Source organism: Methylosoma difficile, from assembly GCF_054657615.1.
Genome location: NZ_BAAHYJ010000001.1, coordinates 477798 through 498661, shown reverse-complemented (window position 1 = coordinate 498661; position 20864 = coordinate 477798). Strand labels below are relative to the sequence as shown.

17 protein-coding genes are annotated in these 20864 nt (G+C 50.8%); 8 read left to right on the top strand and 9 right to left on the bottom strand.

The annotated features are described in order from the left end of the window. Window positions 1–19: 19 nt before the first annotated feature. Window positions 20–2869, bottom strand: coding sequence for a valine--tRNA ligase (locus tag ACYQ1O_RS02390; RefSeq protein ID WP_459990030.1), 2850 nt, complete (start codon window positions 2867–2869; stop codon window positions 20–22). Window positions 2870–3176: 307 nt separating this feature from the next. Here ACYQ1O_RS02390 and ACYQ1O_RS02385 point away from each other — a divergent pair, with 307 nt between their 5' ends. Both ACYQ1O_RS02385 and ACYQ1O_RS02380 read left to right on the top strand, forming a co-directional pair. Further along, window positions 3177–3434 carry a helix-turn-helix domain-containing protein gene (locus ACYQ1O_RS02385; RefSeq protein WP_459990029.1) on the top strand — a complete coding sequence of 86 codons (258 nt, stop codon included), beginning with the start codon at window positions 3177–3179 and terminating at the stop codon, window positions 3432–3434. After that, complete coding sequence (locus ACYQ1O_RS02380) at window positions 3435–4376, top strand: hypothetical protein (RefSeq protein ID WP_459990028.1); 942 nt, start codon at window positions 3435–3437, stop codon at window positions 4374–4376. Here the strand turns inward: ACYQ1O_RS02380 and ACYQ1O_RS02375 are convergent. The 4 genes from ACYQ1O_RS02375 to ACYQ1O_RS02360 all read right to left on the bottom strand — a co-directional run bounded on the left by ACYQ1O_RS02375 (window position 4322) and on the right by ACYQ1O_RS02360 (window position 10470). Beyond that, window positions 4322–5275: a DNA cytosine methyltransferase gene (locus tag ACYQ1O_RS02375; protein WP_459990027.1), complete on the bottom strand. Its 954-nt coding sequence runs from the start codon at window positions 5273–5275 to the stop codon at window positions 4322–4324. The genes ACYQ1O_RS02380 and ACYQ1O_RS02375 overlap by 55 nt on opposite strands. Window positions 5276–5442: 167 nt before the next feature. Next, entirely contained in the window at window positions 5443–8691 is a 3249-nt protein-coding gene (locus ACYQ1O_RS02370; protein WP_459990026.1) for a DEAD/DEAH box helicase, read from the bottom strand. Between the two features lie 139 nt (window positions 8692–8830). Next, window positions 8831–9337, bottom strand: coding sequence for a DUF4124 domain-containing protein (locus ACYQ1O_RS02365; RefSeq protein ID WP_459990025.1), 507 nt, complete (start codon window positions 9335–9337; stop codon window positions 8831–8833). A gap of 29 nt (window positions 9338–9366) precedes the next feature. Beyond that, window positions 9367–10470: a hypothetical protein gene (locus ACYQ1O_RS02360; RefSeq protein WP_459990024.1), complete on the bottom strand. Its 1104-nt coding sequence runs from the start codon at window positions 10468–10470 to the stop codon at window positions 9367–9369. A 222-nt stretch (window positions 10471–10692) separates the two neighbouring features. On the opposite strand from ACYQ1O_RS02360, the gene fae reads away from it, so the two are divergent. From fae to ACYQ1O_RS02335, 5 genes are all read left to right on the top strand, one after another. Continuing rightward, window positions 10693–11244: a formaldehyde-activating enzyme gene (fae, locus tag ACYQ1O_RS02355; RefSeq protein ID WP_459990023.1), complete on the top strand. Its 552-nt coding sequence runs from the start codon at window positions 10693–10695 to the stop codon at window positions 11242–11244. A 34-nt stretch (window positions 11245–11278) separates the two neighbouring features. Next, a complete protein-coding gene (locus ACYQ1O_RS02350) occupies window positions 11279–11947 on the top strand; it encodes a response regulator (protein WP_459990022.1) in 669 nt (222 codons plus the stop codon). Next, complete coding sequence (locus tag ACYQ1O_RS02345) at window positions 11944–13554, top strand: ATP-binding protein (RefSeq protein ID WP_459990021.1); 1611 nt, start codon at window positions 11944–11946, stop codon at window positions 13552–13554. The genes ACYQ1O_RS02350 and ACYQ1O_RS02345 overlap by 4 nt, the downstream gene beginning before the upstream one ends. A 72-nt stretch (window positions 13555–13626) precedes the next feature. Beyond that, entirely contained in the window at window positions 13627–14139 is a 513-nt protein-coding gene (locus ACYQ1O_RS02340; RefSeq protein WP_459990020.1) for a DUF2380 domain-containing protein, read from the top strand. 277 nt (window positions 14140–14416) lie between these two features. Continuing rightward, entirely contained in the window at window positions 14417–14863 is a 447-nt protein-coding gene (locus ACYQ1O_RS02335) for a hypothetical protein (protein WP_459990019.1), read from the top strand. Between the two features lie 95 nt (window positions 14864–14958). Here ACYQ1O_RS02335 and uvrB read toward each other — a convergent pair whose 3' ends face one another. Next, entirely contained in the window at window positions 14959–16974 is a 2016-nt protein-coding gene (gene uvrB / locus ACYQ1O_RS02330; protein WP_459990018.1) for an excinuclease ABC subunit UvrB, read from the bottom strand. A gap of 86 nt (window positions 16975–17060) precedes the next feature. Between uvrB and ACYQ1O_RS02325 the strand changes: the two genes are divergently transcribed. Next, window positions 17061–18245, top strand: coding sequence for a pyridoxal phosphate-dependent aminotransferase (locus tag ACYQ1O_RS02325; RefSeq protein WP_459990017.1), 1185 nt, complete (start codon window positions 17061–17063; stop codon window positions 18243–18245). Between the two features lie 138 nt (window positions 18246–18383). Here ACYQ1O_RS02325 and ACYQ1O_RS02320 read toward each other — a convergent pair whose 3' ends face one another. The 3 genes from ACYQ1O_RS02320 to ACYQ1O_RS02310 form a co-directional block, all read right to left on the bottom strand. After that, window positions 18384–19109 (bottom strand): hypothetical protein, encoded by a 726-nt coding sequence (locus tag ACYQ1O_RS02320; protein WP_459990016.1) that lies wholly within the window; start codon window positions 19107–19109, stop codon window positions 18384–18386. 2 nt (window positions 19110–19111) lie between these two features. Continuing rightward, the gene (locus ACYQ1O_RS02315) at window positions 19112–20125 is read right to left on the bottom strand and encodes a tryptophan--tRNA ligase (protein WP_459990015.1); all 1014 of its coding nucleotides are present in this window, start codon (window positions 20123–20125) and stop codon (window positions 19112–19114) included. A 133-nt stretch (window positions 20126–20258) separates the two neighbouring features. Then, the gene (locus ACYQ1O_RS02310) at window positions 20259–20732 is read right to left on the bottom strand and encodes a hypothetical protein (RefSeq protein WP_459990014.1); all 474 of its coding nucleotides are present in this window, start codon (window positions 20730–20732) and stop codon (window positions 20259–20261) included. Between the last annotated feature and the right edge of the window lie 132 nt (window positions 20733–20864).

Genomic DNA, 20864 nt, shown 5'->3' with positions numbered 1-20864 from the left:
AGTTTTTATTGGCGCTTTATTATAAAGCGCGAATCTTTTCTTGCTGTTGCAGCAGTTTTTCCAGCATCGATAACATTTCCGCCAATTTGCCTTTTTCTTTCTCAATGACTTCCGCTGGGGCTTTATCCACAAACGCTGGATTGTTCAATTTACCTTCCACGCGCGGCAAATCGTTTTTGATACGTTGGATTTCTTTATCCAAACGCGCTAACTCCGCAGTTTTGTCAATCAAGCCCGCCATTGGGATCAAGATTTGCATCTCGCCGACCATGGCAATGGCAGATTCAGGCGCGGCTTCATCCGCAGCCAACCAAGTTACAGCTTCTAAACGTGCCAGTTTTTGTAGATAAACCAAGTTGTTGCTGACGTAGGTTTTATCTGCTGCTGTACCATTTTGCAATAACACAGGTAAAGGTTTGCCCGGGGCGATGTTCATTTCGCCGCGAATCCTTCTGACGCCTAAGATGACCGCCATCAACCAATCGGTTTCGGCAACAGCGGCGTTGTCGATTTGCGTAGCATCGGCAGTAGGATAAGCTTGCAACATTACCGTTTCACCAGAAATCCCCAGCAAAGGCGCAACCCGTTGCCAGATTTCTTCGGTGATGAAGGGCATAATCGGATGCGCTAAGCGTAAAACCGTTTCCAATACTGTCAGCAAAGTACGGCGTGTACCGCGTTGCGAAGCCTCATCTTCTGATTGCAAGGAAATTTTCGCCAATTCCAAATACCAATCGCAGTATTCGTTCCAAGTGAATTCGTAAATGGCTTGCGCCGCCAAATCGAAACGGTAATGGTCGATGGCGTGGGTGGTGGTTTCGATGGTTTGGTTCAAGCGGGAGATAATCCAGCGGTCAACCGTTTGGAGTGAAAAATCATGATTTTTCACTCCGCAATCGAATTCTTCGGTATTCATTAGCGCATAACGCGCCGCATTCCATAATTTGTTACAGAAGTTACGGTAGCCTTCGGTGCGTTGTAAATCAAAGCGGATGTCGCGGCCTGTTGATGCCAGCGAAGCAAAGGTGAAGCGTAACGCATCTGTACCGTAAGATTGGATGCCATCAGGGAATTCCTTACGGGTGCGGGCTTCAATTTTTGGCGCATCTTGCGGTTGCATTAAGCCCCTAGTACGTTTGGCGACCAAGGCTTCCAAATCAATGCCGTCGATAATGTCGATAGGATCTAAGACATTACCCTTGGACTTGGACATTTTTTGGCCTTCGGCATCGCGCACCAAGCCATGAATGTACACTTCCTTGAACGGCACTTGGCCTTGGAACTTCAAGCCCATCATAATCATCCGTGCGACCCAGAAGAAAATGATGTCAAAACCCGTCACCAACACGCTGGTTGGATAAAATTTCGCCAATTCCGGTGTTTGCTCAGGCCAGCCTAATGTTGAGAAAGGCCATAAAGCGGATGAAAACCAAGTGTCCAAAACGTCTTCGTCTTGCTTCAAGGCATAATCTGCTGCCAAACCATGTTTTTCACGGATGGCTTGTTCAGACTCGCCCACATAAACATTGCCCAAGTCGTCATACCACGCGGGAATCCGGTGTCCCCACCAAATTTGCCGCGAAATGCACCAATCTTGGATATTACGCATCCATTCAAAATAGGTGTTTTTCCAGTTGTCTGGCACGAATTTAATATCGCCATTTTCTACGGCGGCAATCGCAGGCTCTGCCAGCGGCGCAATTTTGACATACCATTGGTCAGTCAACAGCGGTTCGATGACGGCGTTGGTGCGGTCGCCACGTGGCACCATTAATTTATGGTCGGCGATTTTTTCCAATAAACCTTGTGCTTCCAAATCGGCAACGATTTGCTTGCGCGCTGCGAAACGGTCTAAGCCGTGGTATTGCGTGGGAATCAGTTCATCAGCGCGGATGCTGGCATCAACGGTGAGGATGTTGAACAAACCACCGTGTGGTGCGTCCATCAACACCGAGGTGTGGCGGTGGCGTGTCCAGACTTCGTAGTCGTTGAAATCGTGGGCGGGAGTGATTTTTACGCAGCCAGTGCCGAATTCAGGATCAACATAGTCATCGGCGATAATCGGGATGCGGCGGCCTGTCAGCGGCAATTCCAAAAACTCGCCTAGCAAATGCTTGTAGCGTTCGTCTTCTGGATGGATAGCGACAGCGGTATCGCCCAGCAAAGTTTCAGGACGGGTGGTGGCAACAATCAAATGGCCTTTGCCGTTCGATAACGGATAGCGGATATGCCACATCGAGCCGTTTTCTTCTTCGGATAAGACTTCCAAATCCGACACAGCGGTGTGCAAAACCGGATCCCAGTTCACCAAACGTTTGCCGCGATAAATCAAACCTTCTTCGTACAAACGGATGAACACTTCTTGTACGGCATCGGACATGCCTTCGTCCATGGTAAAGCGTTCACGCGACCAATCCAAAGACGCGCCCATGCGCCGCAATTGGCGGGTAATCGTGCCGCCGGATTCTTCTTTCCACTGCCAGACTTTTTTGATGAACTCATCGCGTCCGTAATCGTGGCGGGTCTTGCCTTCGGCGTTGCAGAGGCGCTCAACCACCATTTGCGTGGCGATACCGGCGTGGTCAGTACCCGCTTGCCACAAGGTGCTGTGGCCTTTCATGCGGTGGTAACGGGTCAGTGCGTCCATGATAGTGTCTTGGAAAGCGTGGCCCATGTGCAAACTGCCCGTGACATTGGGCGGCGGGATCATGATGCAATAGGATTCTTCGGCTTCAGCATTAGCCGATGCCGAATCCGCTCCCGGCGGATTTCCGGCATACACACCATCCGTGGCGATAAAATATCCTTGTTCTTCCCAAATTTGATACCAGCGTTGTTCGATTGCGTGCGGGGCGTAAGTTTTGTCCATGTGGTGATGCGTTATTCTTAAAATATAAAATGAATTTATTCTAACAGGGTTAAATCAGGTCGGTGTCTAGTTTTTTGCGGGCGGAATTCTAATACCGGAAAGTTACGGCAACTCTTCTTCCTGATTGGCTCAAACGGGACGGTGAACAGCGTGGCTTTTACGGTGCAATAACGAACAATGACAGGGCTCTTGGAGGAGGTGTGTTGCCCCATTATTCTCTAACCGATTATCAAATTGGTGAAATGGTATTTATATCCCGTGGATTTATATCCATCATAAAAAGTACCATCACAACCCGGTCTAACGCATGGGTTTATTTATGGGCGAGAATGATAAAAACGCACAATTGGTTTTGTTTGGCAGTGGCTTAAGAAATCTGCGTATTAGCATTGGCCTATCACAAGAAGAGCTGGCGGAACGGGCTGGTATTGATAGAAGCTATCTGGGCGGTATAGAGCGTGGCGAACACAATCTAGCCCTTATCAACATGATTAAAATTGCCAAGGCACTGAATGTTTACCCGCATCAGCTGTTGGAAGTGTTTGCCAATTCAGAGGGTAAGTAAATGGCTGTCATCGTCGCTGAATATTTGGGTGTTAGAACGGACAAAGGCCACGCGGTTCAGCCCATTTCCGTTTCCAAAAACTCCGCCAATTTGCAAAAACCTGTTTTGCAATGCCCATTTAAAAACTCCCATTGCGACAAAGCCAAGCGTGGCGACAAGCCTGTTTGTTCTGTTCGTGATTCAGCCACGGGAGAATTGTGGATTGTCTGTTCCCATCGGTTGTGTGCGACCCATAAAGGCAGCGCAAAATCACCTATCGCGCTTAACGAACACCAGAAACTCATGCTGCACAAAGTGGCGAAAGAAATCTTTGAGCCAGAAATTCCCAGAGCAGACGTATTGGTAAAAAGGGAGGTGGCAATTCCTGTCACCCAAGATAGCGACTATTCCGCCGATTATGTGATGTGGCGGCGCAATCCCAAGCTGAAATCAGGTTTTAACCCTGATTGCCCTGTGGTGTTGGAAATGCAAGGCGGTGGCGAAACCACTAGCACGGGCGATTTAACCAAACATATTTCCAATTGGGAAAATGGCGAGGCAGACTTGACCACTCCCGTGGCAAAAACAGCACCATTAGTGACTAACGCGTGGCGGCGTCAGCAAGAACAATTTTTGGTGAAAGGCAACGCCGCCATGTTGACGGGCGGGCGTATCGTGTTTTGCATTGGCGCAATGATTTATAGGTATTTGATGCCAAGACTGACAACAACGACTATTTTTCCTGACTTGAAAAAAGCCAATTGGACGCTGGCTTTACTGACATTTGTAGAAGACACATCCGAAGATGCTGTACTGCCGGATTGTGCGCCTCAGTCAATTCCGTTGAAAATTGATACAGAACAGTCGCTGTTTACCAATTACGGTTTTTTCGTGCAAGCGATTACCAATCAAGGCACTGCTTGCAATTCTATGTTTGAAGGTGAATTTGAAGATTTGCTTTGATCGGTTAGCCATTCAGCATCCACCGCAACAATCCGTTCACCCAGCCATCTCGCCACATGCACACAAACCGCGTTGCCTACGGCGCGGTATCTATTTCCGTCCAACCTTTCGGAAAGCCCTGTAGCGTCTCGCACTCGGAAGGCATCAAGCGTCTTACAGACAGCATCGGCACTGCCTCGACTGTCGAGGGTGTAGCTTTCGCCGTCGTTGCGCCAGCCTTTTGCTTGAGGGCCAGCTGAGGGCTTGCGCCCGATGCCTGCATGTTGGAAAACAAATTGATTTGGGTCTGCAAGGTTTTTTGCAGATTCTCCGGTAAGGGTTTCTGCCGCAATTCCGCCCTGTCCAGCAGTGATTGCAAATGGTTCGGACTCAAAAAGTACTTGAGCGGAGCGGAGGCTTCCAAGACTGCCGACAAGGTAGACTCGACGACGGCGTTGGGGTGTTCCGAAATATTTTGCATCAAATACTCGCCACGAAAGGCCATACCCGAATTCATCCAGCTTTTCGAGAAGAATTCTGAAATCTTCCCCTCGGTGGCTATTAAGCAAGCCTGGTACATTTTCGATGACGATCCATTTGGGCTTGTGATAAGCGACAAGCTCAGCATATCTGTAAAAAAGTCCGCTTCTTTCTCCATCTAAACCTTTCCTTTTTCCTTGATTTGCAAGAGATAAATCCTGACACGGAAAACCACCGCACCAAACTTGTGCTGATTTTGGGATGTTGTCAGGGGATATTTTTTTGATGTCGCCGAATAACTCGACAGTAGGCCAATGTTTTTTTAGGACTTTCTGGCAAAACGGGTTGATTTCGCATTGAAATACAACTTCCATGCCCGCCTGTTCAAAACCAAGATCAAAGCCACCAATGCCAGCAAAAAATGAAGCGACTTTAAGCATTTAAATTCTCTATAAAATAATGGGTATTATATGCCCCAAAAATTGGGCGAGCAATTCATTATGTTCAAAAATAAAGTTTTTAGCTACTGGATAGGGTTTGAAAACTATTGGCTTAATTTTAAGAATCGAAACCGCGGCGCAAGCCGTGCTACCCAAAACAACTTGCCTTACAGCGGCTCAAACAAGGCGGTCAAATCTTCGGCGGTCAGTTTGATTGAGTCTTCGTTGTCGCCGTCTTGGTAGATGCTTTCTGCCAATTCGCGTTTGCGGTCTTGCATGGCGAGGATTTTTTCTTCAACGGTGTTTTCGGTGATGAGTTTGTAGACAAACACGGGTTTGTCTTGACCGATGCGGTGGCTGCGGTCGGTGGCTTGGTTTTCGGTGGCGGGGTTCCACCACGGGTCGTAGATGATGACGGTGTCGGCTTCGGTCAGGTTAAGGCCGACGCCGCCCGCTTTTAGGCTGATTAAAAACACGTCGACCGCGCCGCTTTTGAACAGGTCGATGGCTTCGTCGCGTTTGCGGGTTTGTCCGGTGAGTTTGCTGTAGCCGATGTTGCGGGCGTTCAGTTCGTTTTCGATCAGGCCAATCATGCGCGTGAATTGCGAGAACAATAAGATGCGGCGGCCTTCTTCCAGTTGTTCGGGCAAGATTTCCATCAGCAAATCGAGTTTGGCGGATTCGTTGATTTTTTGCGCTTCTTTTAAAGCTAAGGTGCGCGGGTCGCAACAGGTTTGCCGTAGTTTGAGCAAGGCATCCAAAATGGTGATGTGGCTGCGCGCCAAGCCTTTTTGGGCAATGGCTTGGCGGATTTTTTGTTCCATGGTCAGGCGGATGCTTTCGTACAGCGCCGCTTGGTTGGGGTGTAGCGGTACGGAGCGGATAATTTCGGTTTTCGGCGGCAGCTCGGTGGCAACGTCTTGCTTGCGGCGGCGCAGCATAAACGGGTTGATGCGGCTGGAGAGGCGTTGCCGTTGTTGGGCGTCGCCATGCACTTCAATGGGTGTGCGGTAGCGTTTTTTGAAGTTCGCGCTGTTGCCCAAAAAGCCGGGCATCAAAAAGTCGAACTGCGCCCATAATTCGCCCAAATGGTTTTCCATCGGTGTGCCGGTCAGGCATAAACGGTGTTGGGTTTTGATTTGGCGGACGATTTGCGAGGCTTTGCACAAGGGATTTTTGATGGTTTGTGCTTCATCTAAGATCAGGTAGTAATACTCGTGTTCAAGCAGGATGTCTTCGTCGCGCGGCAACAGCGGGTAGGTGGTCAGCACCAGATGGTAGTCTTTGATTTTGTCGAATTGTTGTTTGCGTTCGCTGCCTTGCAGGATCAGCACTTTGAGGTCGGGGGTGAAGCGGTGCGCTTCGCGTCGCCAATTGCTCATCAGGCTGGTGGGGGCAATAATCAGGCAGGGTGCGGTCAGGCGGCCTTGTTGGTGTTCAAGCAGTAAATGCGCGAGGGTTTGCAGGGTTTTGCCCAAGCCCATGTCGTCGGCAAGCACGCCGCCAAATTGGTATTCGCGCAAAAATTGCAGCCAGTTGAGGCCTTGTTGTTGGTAAAGGCGCAGTTCGGCATGGAGGTTGGCAGGCGGTTCTACGCTGTCGATGCCGTCGAAGTTCTTCAGTTTGCGCCCCAGTTCGCGCAGGGCTTGTCCGCCATTCAGCGAAAACAGGCCGTAGTTGTGCATTTCCAAGTCGGCAAGGCTGACGGCGTTGAAGCGCGATAGGCGCAATGTGCCGCCTTTGAAGTCGGCGTGGCTGTCGAACAGTTCGTAGAGGATGTCCAAAAACGGTTTGAGCTTCAGGCTGGGCAGGTTGACGTATTGGTGGTTGCCAAGGGCGATGTTCAGGCGTTCGGGCAGGTTGTCGGCATCGTAGCGTTCCAGCACCGGCATGATGAGCGGCAGCAGCGGGTAGGCTTTGCCTTCGATGGTGATGTTGAAGCGCATTTCAAACCAGTTGTTGTGGCTTTCGCTGATGTCTGCGTCCCAGTGCTGGACGTTTTGGAAGCTGAGCAAAAAGTTGCTGTCGCGTTCAATCAGCCAGCCATCGGCTTCCAATTCGGGCAGTTGGTCTTGCAGAAAACCGGCCCAATGGTTGATGTCGTCGCTGCCAGGGGTGTCGCCTGGGCTGTACAGCAGCAGGGTGTTGTGTCCGGTGTGTAGGTTGTTCAGTTCGGTAAAGCCCAGTTCTTGCAGGCGGGCAATGCAGCGTTGTTCCATGTCGCTGTCGCGTTGCAGGCGGATCAGGCCGCTGGCAGTTTGCAGCACGCGGTGGCTTTCGGTGGCGGCAACGGGGCAAAGCCAATCGCCATAGCGGAAATGCACGGCAATGTAGTGTTGGTAATGTTTGCCATCGACCATAAAGCCCGACAAATGCAGCGCCGGGGTGGCAGCCAGGTCGGCAATGTCGGTCATGGCGACCGGTTTGGGCGTGGGCAGGTGCAGTTCGGGTGCAGTTAAGGCCAGGCGTTGGCTGAATTCTTCGGCGTATTGCTTGGGAACGGTGGGCGCTGCCAGTAGTTTTTGCAGTTGTTCGGTGCTGATGTTACCGGTGTCCAGCAAGCCGACCAAGCCTTGTTGGCTGTCCAGATAATAAGGTGGTTCGGTGAGCAGCAGTTTGGCGCGCGGTTCGGCGCTGATGTCGAGGTGGTAACCACCTTCCGGCGTTTCTTGCCAAGCAAATTGCAGCTTGCGTTTGCCGCTTGCCCGCAAGGCTTGGCTTTCGCAATCTTTCCAGTATAAGCGTCCGGTTTGCAGCAGTTTGTTGACGGTGATCGCGCCGGTGGTGCCGGAAATGTTGACGTTGCCGGCGTTGTTGTTGAAGGCGGTCAGCAGTTTGGCGATTTCTTCGTCTTGCGGTTGGATGTAGCTGATGTAGGAATAGCTGTAGCGCAAACTGGTCAGGTTGGTTTTACGGCCTTTGCTTAAGCCTCCGGTTTTTTTGGCTTTGGTAATCAGAAAATCGACGGTGAATTCTTGCGGAAAACGCCCGGGCTTAAGGATGTAAGCGATAAATTCCTGATACGCATCAAGCGGTTCGGCTGGTTTGCTGTGCAGGGCTTCCAGCCATTGCATGCATTGCGCGCTTTCGTCGCCCCACGGTTCGCTCAGGCTGGCTTGGTATTTACAGCAGACAGCGGCAATGTGTTTGCAGTTGTAGCTCAATGGGCACGAGCAGCTGCCTTCGATTTCGGCGGAGCTAAAATCGGGTCGCCAAACCACGCGGATGTTTTGTTTGTAGGGGTTGCTGGCGGTGCCTTTGACGGTGGCATTGATTTGCACAAACAACGCGCCTTCGCTTTTGATGGCCATGTTCAGGACAAGGCCTTTGGCGAAGTAACTTTTACCGCGTTCTAAGGCATGGTCGCCGCATTCGTGGCGAATATCGGAATCGTGCAGTTTTTTCGGGTTGGTCATGCGGGCAGGTTTGTTTAGGCTAATCGATTATTGTATATCAATTGTCTGTTATGCGAGTTGTTAACAAAAAGGGTTAAGCCAAGTGCTTGCCAGAATAATCTGGCAAGTTAAGAAGATTAAGGCTTCGTGGGCGAGGTTTTTATCGGGCCGATAACGGTGGGTAATGGCGTTGCGGTGCGGGCGGCGGGTTGTGGGGTACAGGGCGTGGCGGATAGTAAGGCCGATAAGGCCGATAGCCATAGGGCTGATAATTGTGGTTGATGATATTGGGGCGGTTGCCGGCATCTTTGACCGCATCCGCCAGCTCTTGGTTGGCGATGGCGTTGCGGTTAAGGGCTTCAATCCTTTCTAGCCGCTCCACTTCTGCCTGGCGTTCTTGCGCGGCTTTCCGTTCTTCGGCTTCGCGGGTTTCGTAGCCTTTTTTCCATTCGTTAAATTGCCGTTCGCGTTCCGCCTCTTTGGCGGGATCGGGTTTTTCCAGCTCGACAACGGCTTGCTTGACCACGGCTTTGTCGGTGTTTAGCGTGCAAGGCTGTTCCTGATAAACCGTTTTTCCAGATGCCAATTGGCATTTGAACACTTCCGCAGACGCGGTTGGGCTGATGCTGACGACCAACAAAAAAGCGATAAGCGTGGCGGTTTTCATGGTTGACCTCGGCAGCTTGGAAAAACAGTTTATGGGTGCGCGCTTTGGGCGGGCTGTTCCGCAATCAGTGTGCGCGCCATTCTGCGCAAGCCATCGGAAGAAATGGCTAAGCCGAAGGGAGCCAGGCGGTTTTCCACTTCGTAAAGCACGTCGGTTGCGGCGATAAAGCTAAGATACCGCAGGCCGTCAATTTCTGGCAAGTCTTTGGAAACTTTGCTTAATAAGGGCGATAAACGCTCCCAAGACTCGGTAAAAAACACCCGTACCGGATCGTCGCCTTGGCGGTCATGGTCTTGCAGCCCTGCTTGTAAGGCAACGCGGGCGTTTTGCAAGATGTCGGTCAGTGTGGTCTGCAATTCGGGATTTTGTTGGCCCGATGCCGAACGCTGGATGGCGCTGTTCATTGAGGCATCCCATTTCTCCCAAACTTGCTGCCATTGCAATTGCTCGCTGGCGTTGAACGGCGGCTCGGCCTTCAGCGGTGCGCCGGCTTTGGGCGCGGTAAAGTTAACGCCTAAAGCAATGCCGTCGTCATTGGCTTGGGCTTTGCTGAACGCGAGGGTTTTCAGCGCCGATTGCAGTGCGGGGAGGCGTTCTGGCGGCAAATAAGGCGCGATGCTTTTTTCAATGTCGCCGCGCGATTTTTTTAGGTCGATTTTTAATTCCGCCAACCACGGTTGCGCGTGGCGGGTCAGCAATTCTTGCAGTTTGTCGATTTTCAGTTCTTGGCCTTGTTGGTCGTAGGCGGTGGCTTTGGTGACCGGTGCGCTGAGTACCGTACCATCTTTGCTGAGCGTGGGCTGTTGCAAGGTTTCCAGCATGCCGTTCCATTTCATTAAGGTGACGCATTGCCCGCCAAATGCCGTGCCAAATTGGGTGTTAACTTTGTTCAAAAAGCGCAGCTGCCCGTTTTGTCCGCTGATTTGCGGATCGGAAAGCTTTAAAAAACTGCATTGTTGCTTGTCATGCCAAAGGTCGGCGCTGTGGCTTTCGCCGGTATAGAGCTGGCTGAGCAAGGCTTTGGTGATGAGCGGGTAATCCAGTTTGACAGGCAGTTCAACAGCGTGCGCATCGCGGTAAGGGGCCATGCAGAGGCTGAAGGCGGTTATTGCGGTAAGCAGTGTTTTTTTCATCAAAATCTCCGTTGCAATCCAGTGGGCGGGCCTAGGCCGAAGCCTGTTATCGGCGAACACGGCTTAACCCAAAGTGAATGGCGCGCATCTTAGCATAAGCCTTGGGCGACGCCGTTTGCCCAAGACTACGCTGCTGTCCGGGGCTGTTGAAATTGTATTGCCGATTATTCTTTATCCGGCATAGAATGCCAGACTTTTCATAGACAACTTAAGAGGATTGCCATGTCAGACACTATTTGGTTCAGAACCGGCGAAGCGACTGTTTTTTCCAGTGCCGATCAAGGCACCGATGCCATGTTGGAAATTCTTATCGGCAGCGTCAAAGGCCCGGCAGGCAACGCTTTCGCCAATCTGATGGGGCAAACCGAAGGCCATACGCGCATGTTTGCCATGCGTGCCTGTAACCAACAAGTGCGTCCGGCCACGATTATGGTGCCGAAAGTGACCATCAAATCGACCGCCTACGTCAATCTGCTCGGCGGCCCAGTACAATCCGCGATTGCCGATGGCGTGTTGGACAGCGTGATTGCCGGTGTGATTCCCGCCAATCTTGCCAATGATTTGTGCATTATCGTCATGGTTTGGATTGCCCCCGATTGCGCCGCCGACCCCGAAGTGGACCGCAAAGACTTATACCGCACTAATTACGAAGCCATGAAGCTGGCTATCAGCCGCGCCATGAACAATTCCCCCAGCATTGAAGAGTTGACCGCCAACCGCCACAAAATCTTCCACGAAATGTACGATCCTGAGACAGGCGAGTCACAGTGGTAAGCTTTTGTTTCATCAAGTGAACTGTTAAAAGCTTATGCGCTTGTTATTAGTGGAAGACGATGAAATCTTAGGCGACGGCTTGGTTGCGGGCTTAACTATGGAAGGTTATGCCGTCGATTGGCTGACTAACGGGAGGCTTGCCGACGAGGCCTTAAAAGTGAACAGCTACGATTTGATCGTGCTGGACTGGAATCTGCCCGATATGGACGGCATCAGCATTTTAAAAGCCCTGCGTAGCCGCAAAAACGAAACGCCGGTGATGGTGCTGACCGCCCGCGACACCATCCCCGACCGCGTCATGGGTTTGGACAGCGGTGCCGATGATTTTGTCATCAAGCCTTTCGAACTCGATGAAGTGTGCGCCAGGCTGCGGGCTTTGGCGCGCCGCAACGAAGGCCGCAGCGCCCCCACCATTGAACATCGCGGCATTGTCCTGGACCCCGCTGCCCATCAAATTACCTGGCATGGCGAAAAAATCGAGCTTTCGCAAAAGGAGTTTGAAATCCTAAGCTTCTTGATGAGCAACATCGGCAAAGTCGTGTCGCGCGCGCGTTTGGAAGAAACCTTGTATTCGTGGAATTCCGACATCGAAAGCAACACCGTAGAAGTGCATATCCATTACCTGCGCAAAAAGCTCGATGCCGGGCTGATCCGCACCGTGCGTGGCGTGGGCTACATTATTGACGGCGACGACGAAGCATGAATTATTCGTTAAGGCAGTTGTTGCTGGTCAGTTTGCTGTCCGCGTCGATGGTGATTTGGGGCGTGTCGGCTTATGTCAGCTACAAAGGCATACGTGATGAAACCGCCAATTTGTTTGATGCCGAATTGGCGCAATCGGCTAAGGTTTTGTTGTCGTTTGTCGAAAACCTGCTGCACGAAGGCGCGTTTTCCACACACTGGAGTTTGGAACAGGCCGACAAAAACTTGCACACTTACGGCTTAAGCAACCGTTTTAAACGCCAAAGTGCTTTCCAATTATGGAAAGAAGCCGACGGCCTGCTGATGCGTTCGGAAAAATCGCCGCAATTTGCCGTGCACGGTTTCGACAAAGCCAGCATCGGTAACCGCTTGTGGGCGGTGTTTGATGAGCTGTTGCAAGCCAACACATTAGGCCATAAGTACGAGCGCAAAATTGCCTTCCAACTGTGGTCGAAAAAAGACGGCTTGTTGTTGCGCTCGGAAAGCGCACCCAAGTTTGCTTTTTCGGAAACCGACAATGGCTTTAGCAAAACCACACTCGATAACCAAATTTGGCATGTTTTCAGCATTGCCAATTCCAGCGGTGAAATCGTCGTGCATGTCGGGCAAAAAGAGGAAATCCGCGCCGAACTGACCGATGAAATCTCTTCGCAATTGGTCTTCCAATTTTTGATTGGCTTGCCGATTTTGGGCGTGGTGATTTGGGTGATTGTCGGTTTTTCGCTAAAACCGCTGAACCGTTTGGAAAAATCCTTGGCGCGTCGCGAAGCCAGTTACCTTAAGCCTTTGTCATTGCGGCATTTGCCCAATGAAATTGTGCCGATGGTGAACGAGGTCAACAACCTGTTCGCCCAATTGGAAGAAGCGTTTGAACACGAACGCCGTTTCACCGCCGATGCCGCCCACGAGTTGCGCACCCCGTTGGCGGGTTTGTTGACGCAAGCGCAAGTCGCGCTGCGTACCCACGATGATGACACCCGCAAACAAGCCTTAAAGCGTATTGAACAGGCTGTCAACCGCATGACTTATTTGGTGCAGCAATTGCTGACTTTCTCGCGCATTGATTCCAGCACCGAATTTTTAGCCAAAGAAAGCGCTGAACTTGCCCCCGAAGTGGTGCGGGTGATTGCCGAGCTGGAACCCGAAGCGCACAAAAAGCGCATCAACATGGAATTTGTTGAAGAGAAAGTGGGCGCGATTGTCATCAATGCGCCGCTGATTACCATTTTGATTCGTAACATCGTCGATAACGCCATCAAGTACACGCCGGCACGTGGCAATATCCTTATCAGCATTACCGGCAAGCCCAACCATCTGCAATTAAGTGTGGAAGATTCTGGCCCGGGCATCTCGCCCGACCAGTACGAAAACTCGCTGAAACGTTTTCACCGTTGCGTGGAAACCGCCAACAAAGCCCAAGGCACGGGCTTGGGCTTTTCCATTGTTGAGCGCATTGCGTCCATCCATGCCGCCGATTTGGTGTTGGGCGTATCGCAATTTGGCGGTTTGAAAGTGTGCATCTTATTTCCTTTGCCGATTAAGCCCGCCGATCGGGTTTGGCAGAAAAAGTTAAGTTTTTTCAATAACCGGCAAGATATTGGCAATTGACGGTGGTGCGGTTATGCTGCTTCTTTGGTATCAAGCCAATAGCGCCAATTGCCCCATAAAGGAGCCGCCATCATGTTTACGCCGCACCCTGTTATTCGCCCTTTTTTGTTCGGGCTTATCCTGTGTTTTTGCCAAGCCAATGCTTTCGCTGTGCCGCGTATTGCGGTTCTGGATTTTGAACTGCGCGATCTGACGCTGTTGCCGGAAACGCCCGCCGAGTTGGCGCGTACGGCATCAGTCCAACCGTTGTTGGAAGCCGAATTGAAAAAAGCTGGATTTGAGATGGTTGCCGTTGATAAGGCGTTGCAACAGCAATCAACATCGGGTTTTGGCTATTTGCTGGACCACAACGATGCGGCGGCTGAGTTGGGCAAACGCTTAGGTGCCGATTACGTGTTGGTTGGGCGTTTGCACAAGCCCAGTTTTTTGTTTGTGTATTTGATGGCGCATTTGGTGGATGTACATAATGCCCGTTTGGTGGGGGATTATTTGTCAGAAATAAAAGGCGGCGAGAAAAAGCTAACCCAGAAAGGGGTTGAAAGCTTAAGTGTAAAAATAGTCTCCACGCTAAGGCCAGTCCGTTAAGCCCATCTTTTATAAGGCGGTTTAGATCGCCAGCTTTGCGGCTTCTGCTAACCGTAACCGCGTCCGTTATTTGTCTTGATTTGCGGCATTTTTCGCCATTTTTACCTTTGAGCGATGCAAAAATAACCGTGCTTAAGCCAATAGTTTTTCCCTTAACAGTAAGCTTTCTGTAAACTTTGTGGATCTGATGGCTGATTCTTGCGTTTTTTGACGGTGATATAAACGCCCGCATCAGATAAACCGGTTCATATCACATAATAAAATAGAGGGGAAAAGTATGGAGTTTTTAATCTTATTGGTTGTTTTAGTGGCGGCATTGTTCTGGGTGAAAAAACAATTTCCAGAAAGTCAAGTTGCTGTATTAATTAATAATTTGTTAAGCAAGTCATCAGCCCCATCGGCGCCGTCCGCACCTGCCAGCGCTGAGCCTGTTGCCGCCGCTGAACCTGTCACAGAAGAAGCTCCAATCGCCGTTGAAGCATCTGCCGTTGTCGAAGCGCCTGTTGTTGAACCCGTTGTTGAAGTTGAAGTGGCGGCGGTTGCTAGTCCAGTGGCGGAAGTTGTTGTTGAAGCCGTATGCGAACAAATTCCTGAAGATTCCATTCTGAAAAGACATTACTTGGCAAAGTTGGCGGCTGACCGTTTGGCGATCACCAATCCTTACCCAACCGATTCTGTCTTGCGCCGCCATTACGAAAGTTTGCAGGCGTCTTATCTTCAATAACAAGGTCAGTGACAAAAACGGTTCCGTTACCGTTTCTCCTGCGTTATCAGTATGCGACGGCGTAAAAAAGCTATTTTTACGCCGTCGCATACCGGCTAAGCCAAGGCCAATTCCCGCAATTTTTTAATTTCATCACGCAAAAATGCCGCTTGTTCAAACTCCAAGTTTTTGGCGTGTTGGTACATGGCATCTTCCATTTGCTTCAGTTTTTTACCCAGTTGTTTGGGGTTCAAAGCCTGATAATCCGCTGCCGCTTCGGCAATTTTATTGGCGCTTGCCGCCGCTTTGCTAGGTTTGCCGCCCGAACCTGGAATCGACACTTGCAAAATATCGCCCACTGACCGCGATACGCTGGCAGGTTCAATGCCGTGCTTTACGTTGAATTCGCTTTGTTTTTCGCGCCGCCGTTCGGTTTCTTCGATGGCTTGCTGCATGGATTTGGTGATGCGGTCGCCGTATAAAATTGCTTTGCCGTTCAGGTTGCGCGCCGCCCTGCCGATGGTTTGCACCAACGACACCACCGAACGTAAAAAGCCTTCCTTATCGGCATCTAAAATCGCCACTAGCGACACTTCAGGAATATCCAAACCTTCGCGCAGTAAGTTGATGCCGACCAAAACATCGAATTTCCCCAAGCGCAAATCGCGGATGATTTCCACGCGCTCGACGGTGTCGACATCGGAATGCAGATAGCGCACTTTCACATCGTGTTCGTTTAAATATTCGGTCAAGTCTTCCGCCATGCGCTTGGTTAGCGTGGTCACTAACACGCGCTCTTTTACGGCGATGCGTTTGTTGATTTCCGATAACAAATCATCCACTTGCGTCGTTGCGGGGCGCACTTCCACCACCGGGTCGAGCAAACCAGTCGGCCTGACCACCTGTTCGGCAAACACGCCCGACAAGCCGCGTTCATAAGGTCCGGGCGTTGCCGATACGTAAATGCGCTGCGGCGATTTAAGCTCAAACTCTTCAAATTTCAACGGCCGGTTGTCCAAGGCTGACGGCAATCGGAAACCGTATTCCACCAAGGTTTCTTTACGCGAACGGTCGCCTTTGAACATGGCACCAATTTGCGGCACGGTGACATGGCTTTCGTCGATAATCAGCAGGGCATTGGCGGGCAGGTAATCGAACATCGTGGCGGGCGGTTCGCCGGCGGCGGTGCCTGCCAAATGCCGTGAATAATTTTCGATGCCAGAGCAGTAGCCGACTTCCAAAATCATTTCAATATCGAACAGCGTGCGTTGTTCCAGCCGTTGCGCTTCCACCAGTTTGTTGTGCGCATAGAGGTAGTCCAAGCGTTCTTTCAACTCGATTTTAATGGCATCGACGGCGGACAACAGTTGCTCACGTGGTGTCACGTAATGGTTTTTCGGGTAGACGGTGTAGCGGGCAATGCGTTGCAGGATTTCGCCGGTGAGCGGGTCGAACAGCGACAAACGCTCGACTTCGTTATCGAACAGTTCGACGCGCAAGGCTTCGCTGTCCGATTCTGCCGGGAAAATATCGATCACCTCGCCGCGCACCCGATAAGTGGCGCGGCGCAAATCCATGTCGTTGCGGGTGTATTGCATTTCTGCCAAACGGCGCAGAATGGCGCGCTGGTCAATCAAGTCGCCTTGCACCAAATGCAAGACCATTTGGAAGTAGGAAGCCGGTTCGCCCAAGCCATAAATGGCGGAAACTGTTGCTACCACAATGGTGTCGCTGCGTTCGATCAGCGCTTTGGTGGCAGATAGGCGCATTTGCTCGATGTGTTCGTTGAGCGAAGCGTCTTTGTCGATAAACGTATCCGACGCCGGAACATAGGCTTCCGGTTGGTAATAGTCGTAGTAGGAGACGAAATACTCCACGCTGTTGTCAGGAAAAAACTCCTTCATCTCGCCATACAATTGCGCGGCAAGGGTTTTGTTGGGGGCCATAATCATCGCCGGACGCTGCACTTGCTGGATGACATTGGCAATGGTGAAGGTTTTGCCAGAACCGGTCACACCCAATAAGGTCTGGTGGACTTCGCCATCGTCCAGGCCTTCCACGAGGGCTTGGATGGCGGTGGGCTGGTCGCCCGCAGGCTGGAAACGGCTGTGGAGATTAAATTGTTTTTTCACTATTTTTTAATATTTGATTGTTAGCAAGGCCAGACACATAGCGTATAATCGCCACCATTTCAAACTTTGATTTTACACAGCAAAACATGAGCATCCAACTTTCTGAGCGCGTCCAATCCGTAAAGCCATCACCCACCTTAGCCATTACCGCCCGTGCCGCACAAATGCGCGCCGCCGGCAAAGACATCATCGGTCTGGGCGCAGGCGAGCCTGATTTTGATACCCCCGCGCACATCAAAGCGGCTGCCGTTGAAGCATTGGATAAAGGTTTGACCAAATACACCGCCGTGGACGGCACGGCTGGTTTGAAAAAAGCCATTATCGACAAATTTAAACGCGACAACGGCTTGGATTACACCGCTAAGCAAGTTTTGGTTTCGTGTGGAGGCAAACAAAGCTCGTTCAACCTGACCCAAGCGTTGTTGAACAAAGGTGACGAAGTCATCATCCCTGCGCCATTTTGGGTGTCTTATCCAGATATGGTTTTGCTGGCAGACGGCGTGCCGGTGATTATTGAAACCACCCAAGCGCAAAACTTTAAAATCACGCCTGAGCAATTGCGCGCAGCGATCACCGATAAAACCCGCTTGGTCTTCATCAACAGCCCGTCCAATCCATCGGGCGTGGCGTACAACTTCGACGAACTAAAAGCGTTGGGCGATGTGTTGGCGGATTTCCCGAACATCATCATCGCTACCGATGACATGTACGAACACGTGTTGTGGCAAGCCGGCACCTTCGTCAACATCCTCAATGCCCATCCTGAATTTTACGACCGCACGGTGGTGATGAACGGCGTATCCAAAGCCTATTCCATGACTGGCTGGCGCATCGGCTACGCGGCAGGCCCTGCTGATTTGATCGAAGCCATGTGTACCATCCAATCGCAAAGCACGTCCAACCCGACATCCATTTCGCAATACGCCGCCGAAGCGGCATTAAATGGCGACCAAAGCTTCATCGGCGAAATGTGCGTGGAGTTTAAAAAACGCCATGATTATGTGGTTGCCGAATTGAACAGCATCGACGGCGTGGAATGTTTGCCGACTGACGGAACGTTTTATGTGTTCCCAAGCGTTGCCGGTCTGATCGAGAAAATGGACGGCATCAACAATGACTTGGAATTTTCGGATTATTTGATAGAAACAGCCGGTGTGGCTTTGGTGCCGGGTTCGGCGTTTGGCTGCGAAGGCCATGTGCGTATTTCCATTGCCACCAGCATGGCTAATTTGGAAAAGGCTTTGGCAAGGATTAAACAAGCGGTTACTTAAACCGGCTTGGCGAAAGGTACGCATCGGCTTACCTTTCGCAGAATGTCTGATGTCCCCATTCTTTTGCCGCCTTCGCTACAAGCGTGAAGGCGGCAATCCCCCGAATCCAAAGCAGCCGGTTCAATTCCAAATAGAGCTTCAGTCTTTGCGTTTCTTTACTTCAAACAAGCTTTTGTAAGACACATAAATCAGCGTCGATGTCACCATGTAGAGCGCAGGTGTCAAAAGCGGCGTGATTTCCGAACAGAGCAGTGCTTCAACAAACACAAAGCCCATGAGCTTGTAAATGGCACCGGCGTTTTTGGGCATGACTTCGTCATTTTGGGCTTTGGCTTCACTAAAATTTAAGCCTTGGAAGAGCATGAGCGGATGGGTAAACCAGCCGACAAAAGTGCTGACCATCAACAAGGCAAAAATCAGCGCGATATTGGCGTAAGCATACATCCACGCGGCGGTTTCGGTGAAAAAGAAGCTTTGCAGGTGGGCGCTGGTCAGTTCAATGTTAAAGAAGAATTGTAAGATCCGGTAGTATTCGCCTTTTAACAGGTTGGCGATTGCCATAAAAGCAAACCAGCACAACACAATTAAAGCGCCTGCCAGCACTGCCAAGGGCAGGCTTTTCTTGATCGCCCACATCAGGCCGACGGGGTTTTCGTCGTTGCGCTTCATGTCGATGTATTTGGCGATACCCACGCCGACAAACAGGCTGGTCACGGCGCTAAACACGCCTAAGGCCAAAGAAATATGCCCGACAATCAACAGCGCGCCGACCACGGCGCAATAGCCCAGCCAGACGCCCGGGCTGTACTTGACGTAGTTTAAGGCTTGTTTTAAGCAATCACCGAATCTTACTTTTCTGAACATGGCTAAAGGGAAATTTTGGCAATGCCGACGGCTTTACGCAGTTCGGCGAGGAAAGGCACGCTGATTTCCCGCGCTTTTTTCGCCCCCGCCTGCAATTCGGCTTCAATGTGTTCAGGGGCTTGCATCAGCGCGTCATAACGATCGCGTGCGGGGGCAATCTGCTCGTTGATGTGTTCGAACAGGGTTTGTTTCATCTCGCCCCAGCCAATGCCTTCGGCATAACGTTGGCGGATGAGAGCAACTTCGTTAGGTGTCGCGAAGGCTTGGTAAATGCTGAACAGCGTACAGCCGTTCGGGTCTTTCGGCTCGCCTGGTTCCAGTGAGTTGGTTTTGATTTTATTGATGAGCTTGCGCAGTTTTTTCTCTGGCTCAAACAACGGGATGGTGTTGTTGTAGCTTTTGCTCATCTTGCGTCCGTCCAAACCCGATAAGGTCGCGCCGTGTTCATCAACAACCGCTTCCGGCAAGGCAAAATGTTCGCCGTAGATATGGTTGAAACGTCCGGCAATATCGCGTGCCATTTCAATGTGTTGGATTTGGTCTTTGCCGACCGGCACTTTATTGGCGTTGAACATTAAAATATCGGCTGCCATCAAAATCGGGTAGCTGAACAAGCCCATCGTAATGCCTTTGTCGGGATCGTTCTCGCCGCTTTCTTCGTTTTCGGCGACCGAAGCTTTATAAGCATGGGCGCGGTTCATCAAGCCTTTTGAGGTGACGCAGGTCAGCATCCACGCCAATTCCATAATTTCAGGCACATCCGATTGGCGGTAAAAAACGGCATTGGAGGTATCCAAACCTAAGGCTAGCCAAGTGGCGGCGATTTCCAAGCTGGATTGGCGGACTTTTTCAGGTTCGTGGCATTTAATCAGCGCGTGGTAATCCGCCAAAAAGTAAAACGGTGCAAATTGCGGGTCTTTGCTGGCGGCAATCGCAGGGCGGATAGCGCCAACGTAGTTGCCTAAATGCGGGGTGCCGGTGGTGGTGATGCCGGTTAATACAATAGCTTTTGTCATGGTTGCTCGGTGGTTCTGTGGGTATCGAAAGGAGGCCATATTACCTAAACCGCTACGAATAGCCAGTTTTGCGCCTGCACCCGATAGAGAGATTTATATACGCGCCATTTTAAATAAAGCAATGGCGCAACATTTAGATGTCCATAAACATCATGGGGATGCCATAGGTCAAGACGAAATAGCAAAATGCCATCATCAGGCTGACATTCACTTTGTAAGCAAACACTTGCCGCAAAAGATAGGCGATGATGGAGAGATACCAGATGACCAGTACGACAGCCAATGAAATGGAAACATACTCGCGGAATTCGTAATGTATCACCACCATGAACTCGTCCAAGGCTTCGGAAAATATCGCCAATGTCATGATGAAGTTTTCGCAAACGAAAATGGCGGTGAACAATTGGTTGAACAAGCGCCAGCTTTTAATCGACAGCAAAAAGATGCTGATCGATGAAAAAGCCATAATGGTACGCAGCAAAACTTCCAGTGTGCCGTCGGCAAAATCAGCAATCAGGCCTTCGACAATAATGCCGGACACCAAATAAAAAGCCACGGTGTTCCACATGAAGGTTTTTGACGGGGTGTAATCGGTGGGGTTGTTCATAAACCAACACATCGACAGGTATTTTAATAATAAGCGCATGATAATAAAGATAAGGTTGAGATTTTGTCCGCCTTATTATAACGGCTCGCCAGCATGATTTTGACTTTTACGGCAAGCAAATTGCTAAGCCTA

What these genes read in the sequence shown, in the direction of transcription:
- ACYQ1O_RS02390 (WP_459990030.1), bottom strand. Translation starts at nt 2,869, where the DNA reads ATGGACAAAACTTACGCCCCGCACGCAATCGAACAACGCTGGTATCAA.
- ACYQ1O_RS02385 (WP_459990029.1), top strand. Translation starts at nt 3,177, where the DNA reads ATGGGTTTATTTATGGGCGAGAATGATAAAAACGCACAATTGGTTTTG.
- ACYQ1O_RS02380 (WP_459990028.1), top strand. Translation starts at nt 3,435, where the DNA reads ATGGCTGTCATCGTCGCTGAATATTTGGGTGTTAGAACGGACAAAGGC.
- ACYQ1O_RS02375 (WP_459990027.1), bottom strand. Translation starts at nt 5,275, where the DNA reads ATGCTTAAAGTCGCTTCATTTTTTGCTGGCATTGGTGGCTTTGATCTT.
- ACYQ1O_RS02370 (WP_459990026.1), bottom strand. Translation starts at nt 8,691, where the DNA reads ATGACCAACCCGAAAAAACTGCACGATTCCGATATTCGCCACGAATGC.
- ACYQ1O_RS02365 (WP_459990025.1), bottom strand. Translation starts at nt 9,337, where the DNA reads ATGAAAACCGCCACGCTTATCGCTTTTTTGTTGGTCGTCAGCATCAGC.
- ACYQ1O_RS02360 (WP_459990024.1), bottom strand. Translation starts at nt 10,470, where the DNA reads ATGAAAAAAACACTGCTTACCGCAATAACCGCCTTCAGCCTCTGCATG.
- fae (WP_459990023.1), top strand. Translation starts at nt 10,693, where the DNA reads ATGTCAGACACTATTTGGTTCAGAACCGGCGAAGCGACTGTTTTTTCC.
- ACYQ1O_RS02350 (WP_459990022.1), top strand. Translation starts at nt 11,279, where the DNA reads ATGCGCTTGTTATTAGTGGAAGACGATGAAATCTTAGGCGACGGCTTG.
- ACYQ1O_RS02345 (WP_459990021.1), top strand. Translation starts at nt 11,944, where the DNA reads ATGAATTATTCGTTAAGGCAGTTGTTGCTGGTCAGTTTGCTGTCCGCG.
- ACYQ1O_RS02340 (WP_459990020.1), top strand. Translation starts at nt 13,627, where the DNA reads ATGTTTACGCCGCACCCTGTTATTCGCCCTTTTTTGTTCGGGCTTATC.
- ACYQ1O_RS02335 (WP_459990019.1), top strand. Translation starts at nt 14,417, where the DNA reads ATGGAGTTTTTAATCTTATTGGTTGTTTTAGTGGCGGCATTGTTCTGG.
- ACYQ1O_RS02325 (WP_459990017.1), top strand. Translation starts at nt 17,061, where the DNA reads ATGAGCATCCAACTTTCTGAGCGCGTCCAATCCGTAAAGCCATCACCC.
- ACYQ1O_RS02320 (WP_459990016.1), bottom strand. Translation starts at nt 19,109, where the DNA reads ATGTTCAGAAAAGTAAGATTCGGTGATTGCTTAAAACAAGCCTTAAAC.
- ACYQ1O_RS02315 (WP_459990015.1), bottom strand. Translation starts at nt 20,125, where the DNA reads ATGACAAAAGCTATTGTATTAACCGGCATCACCACCACCGGCACCCCG.
- ACYQ1O_RS02310 (WP_459990014.1), bottom strand. Translation starts at nt 20,732, where the DNA reads ATGAACAACCCCACCGATTACACCCCGTCAAAAACCTTCATGTGGAAC.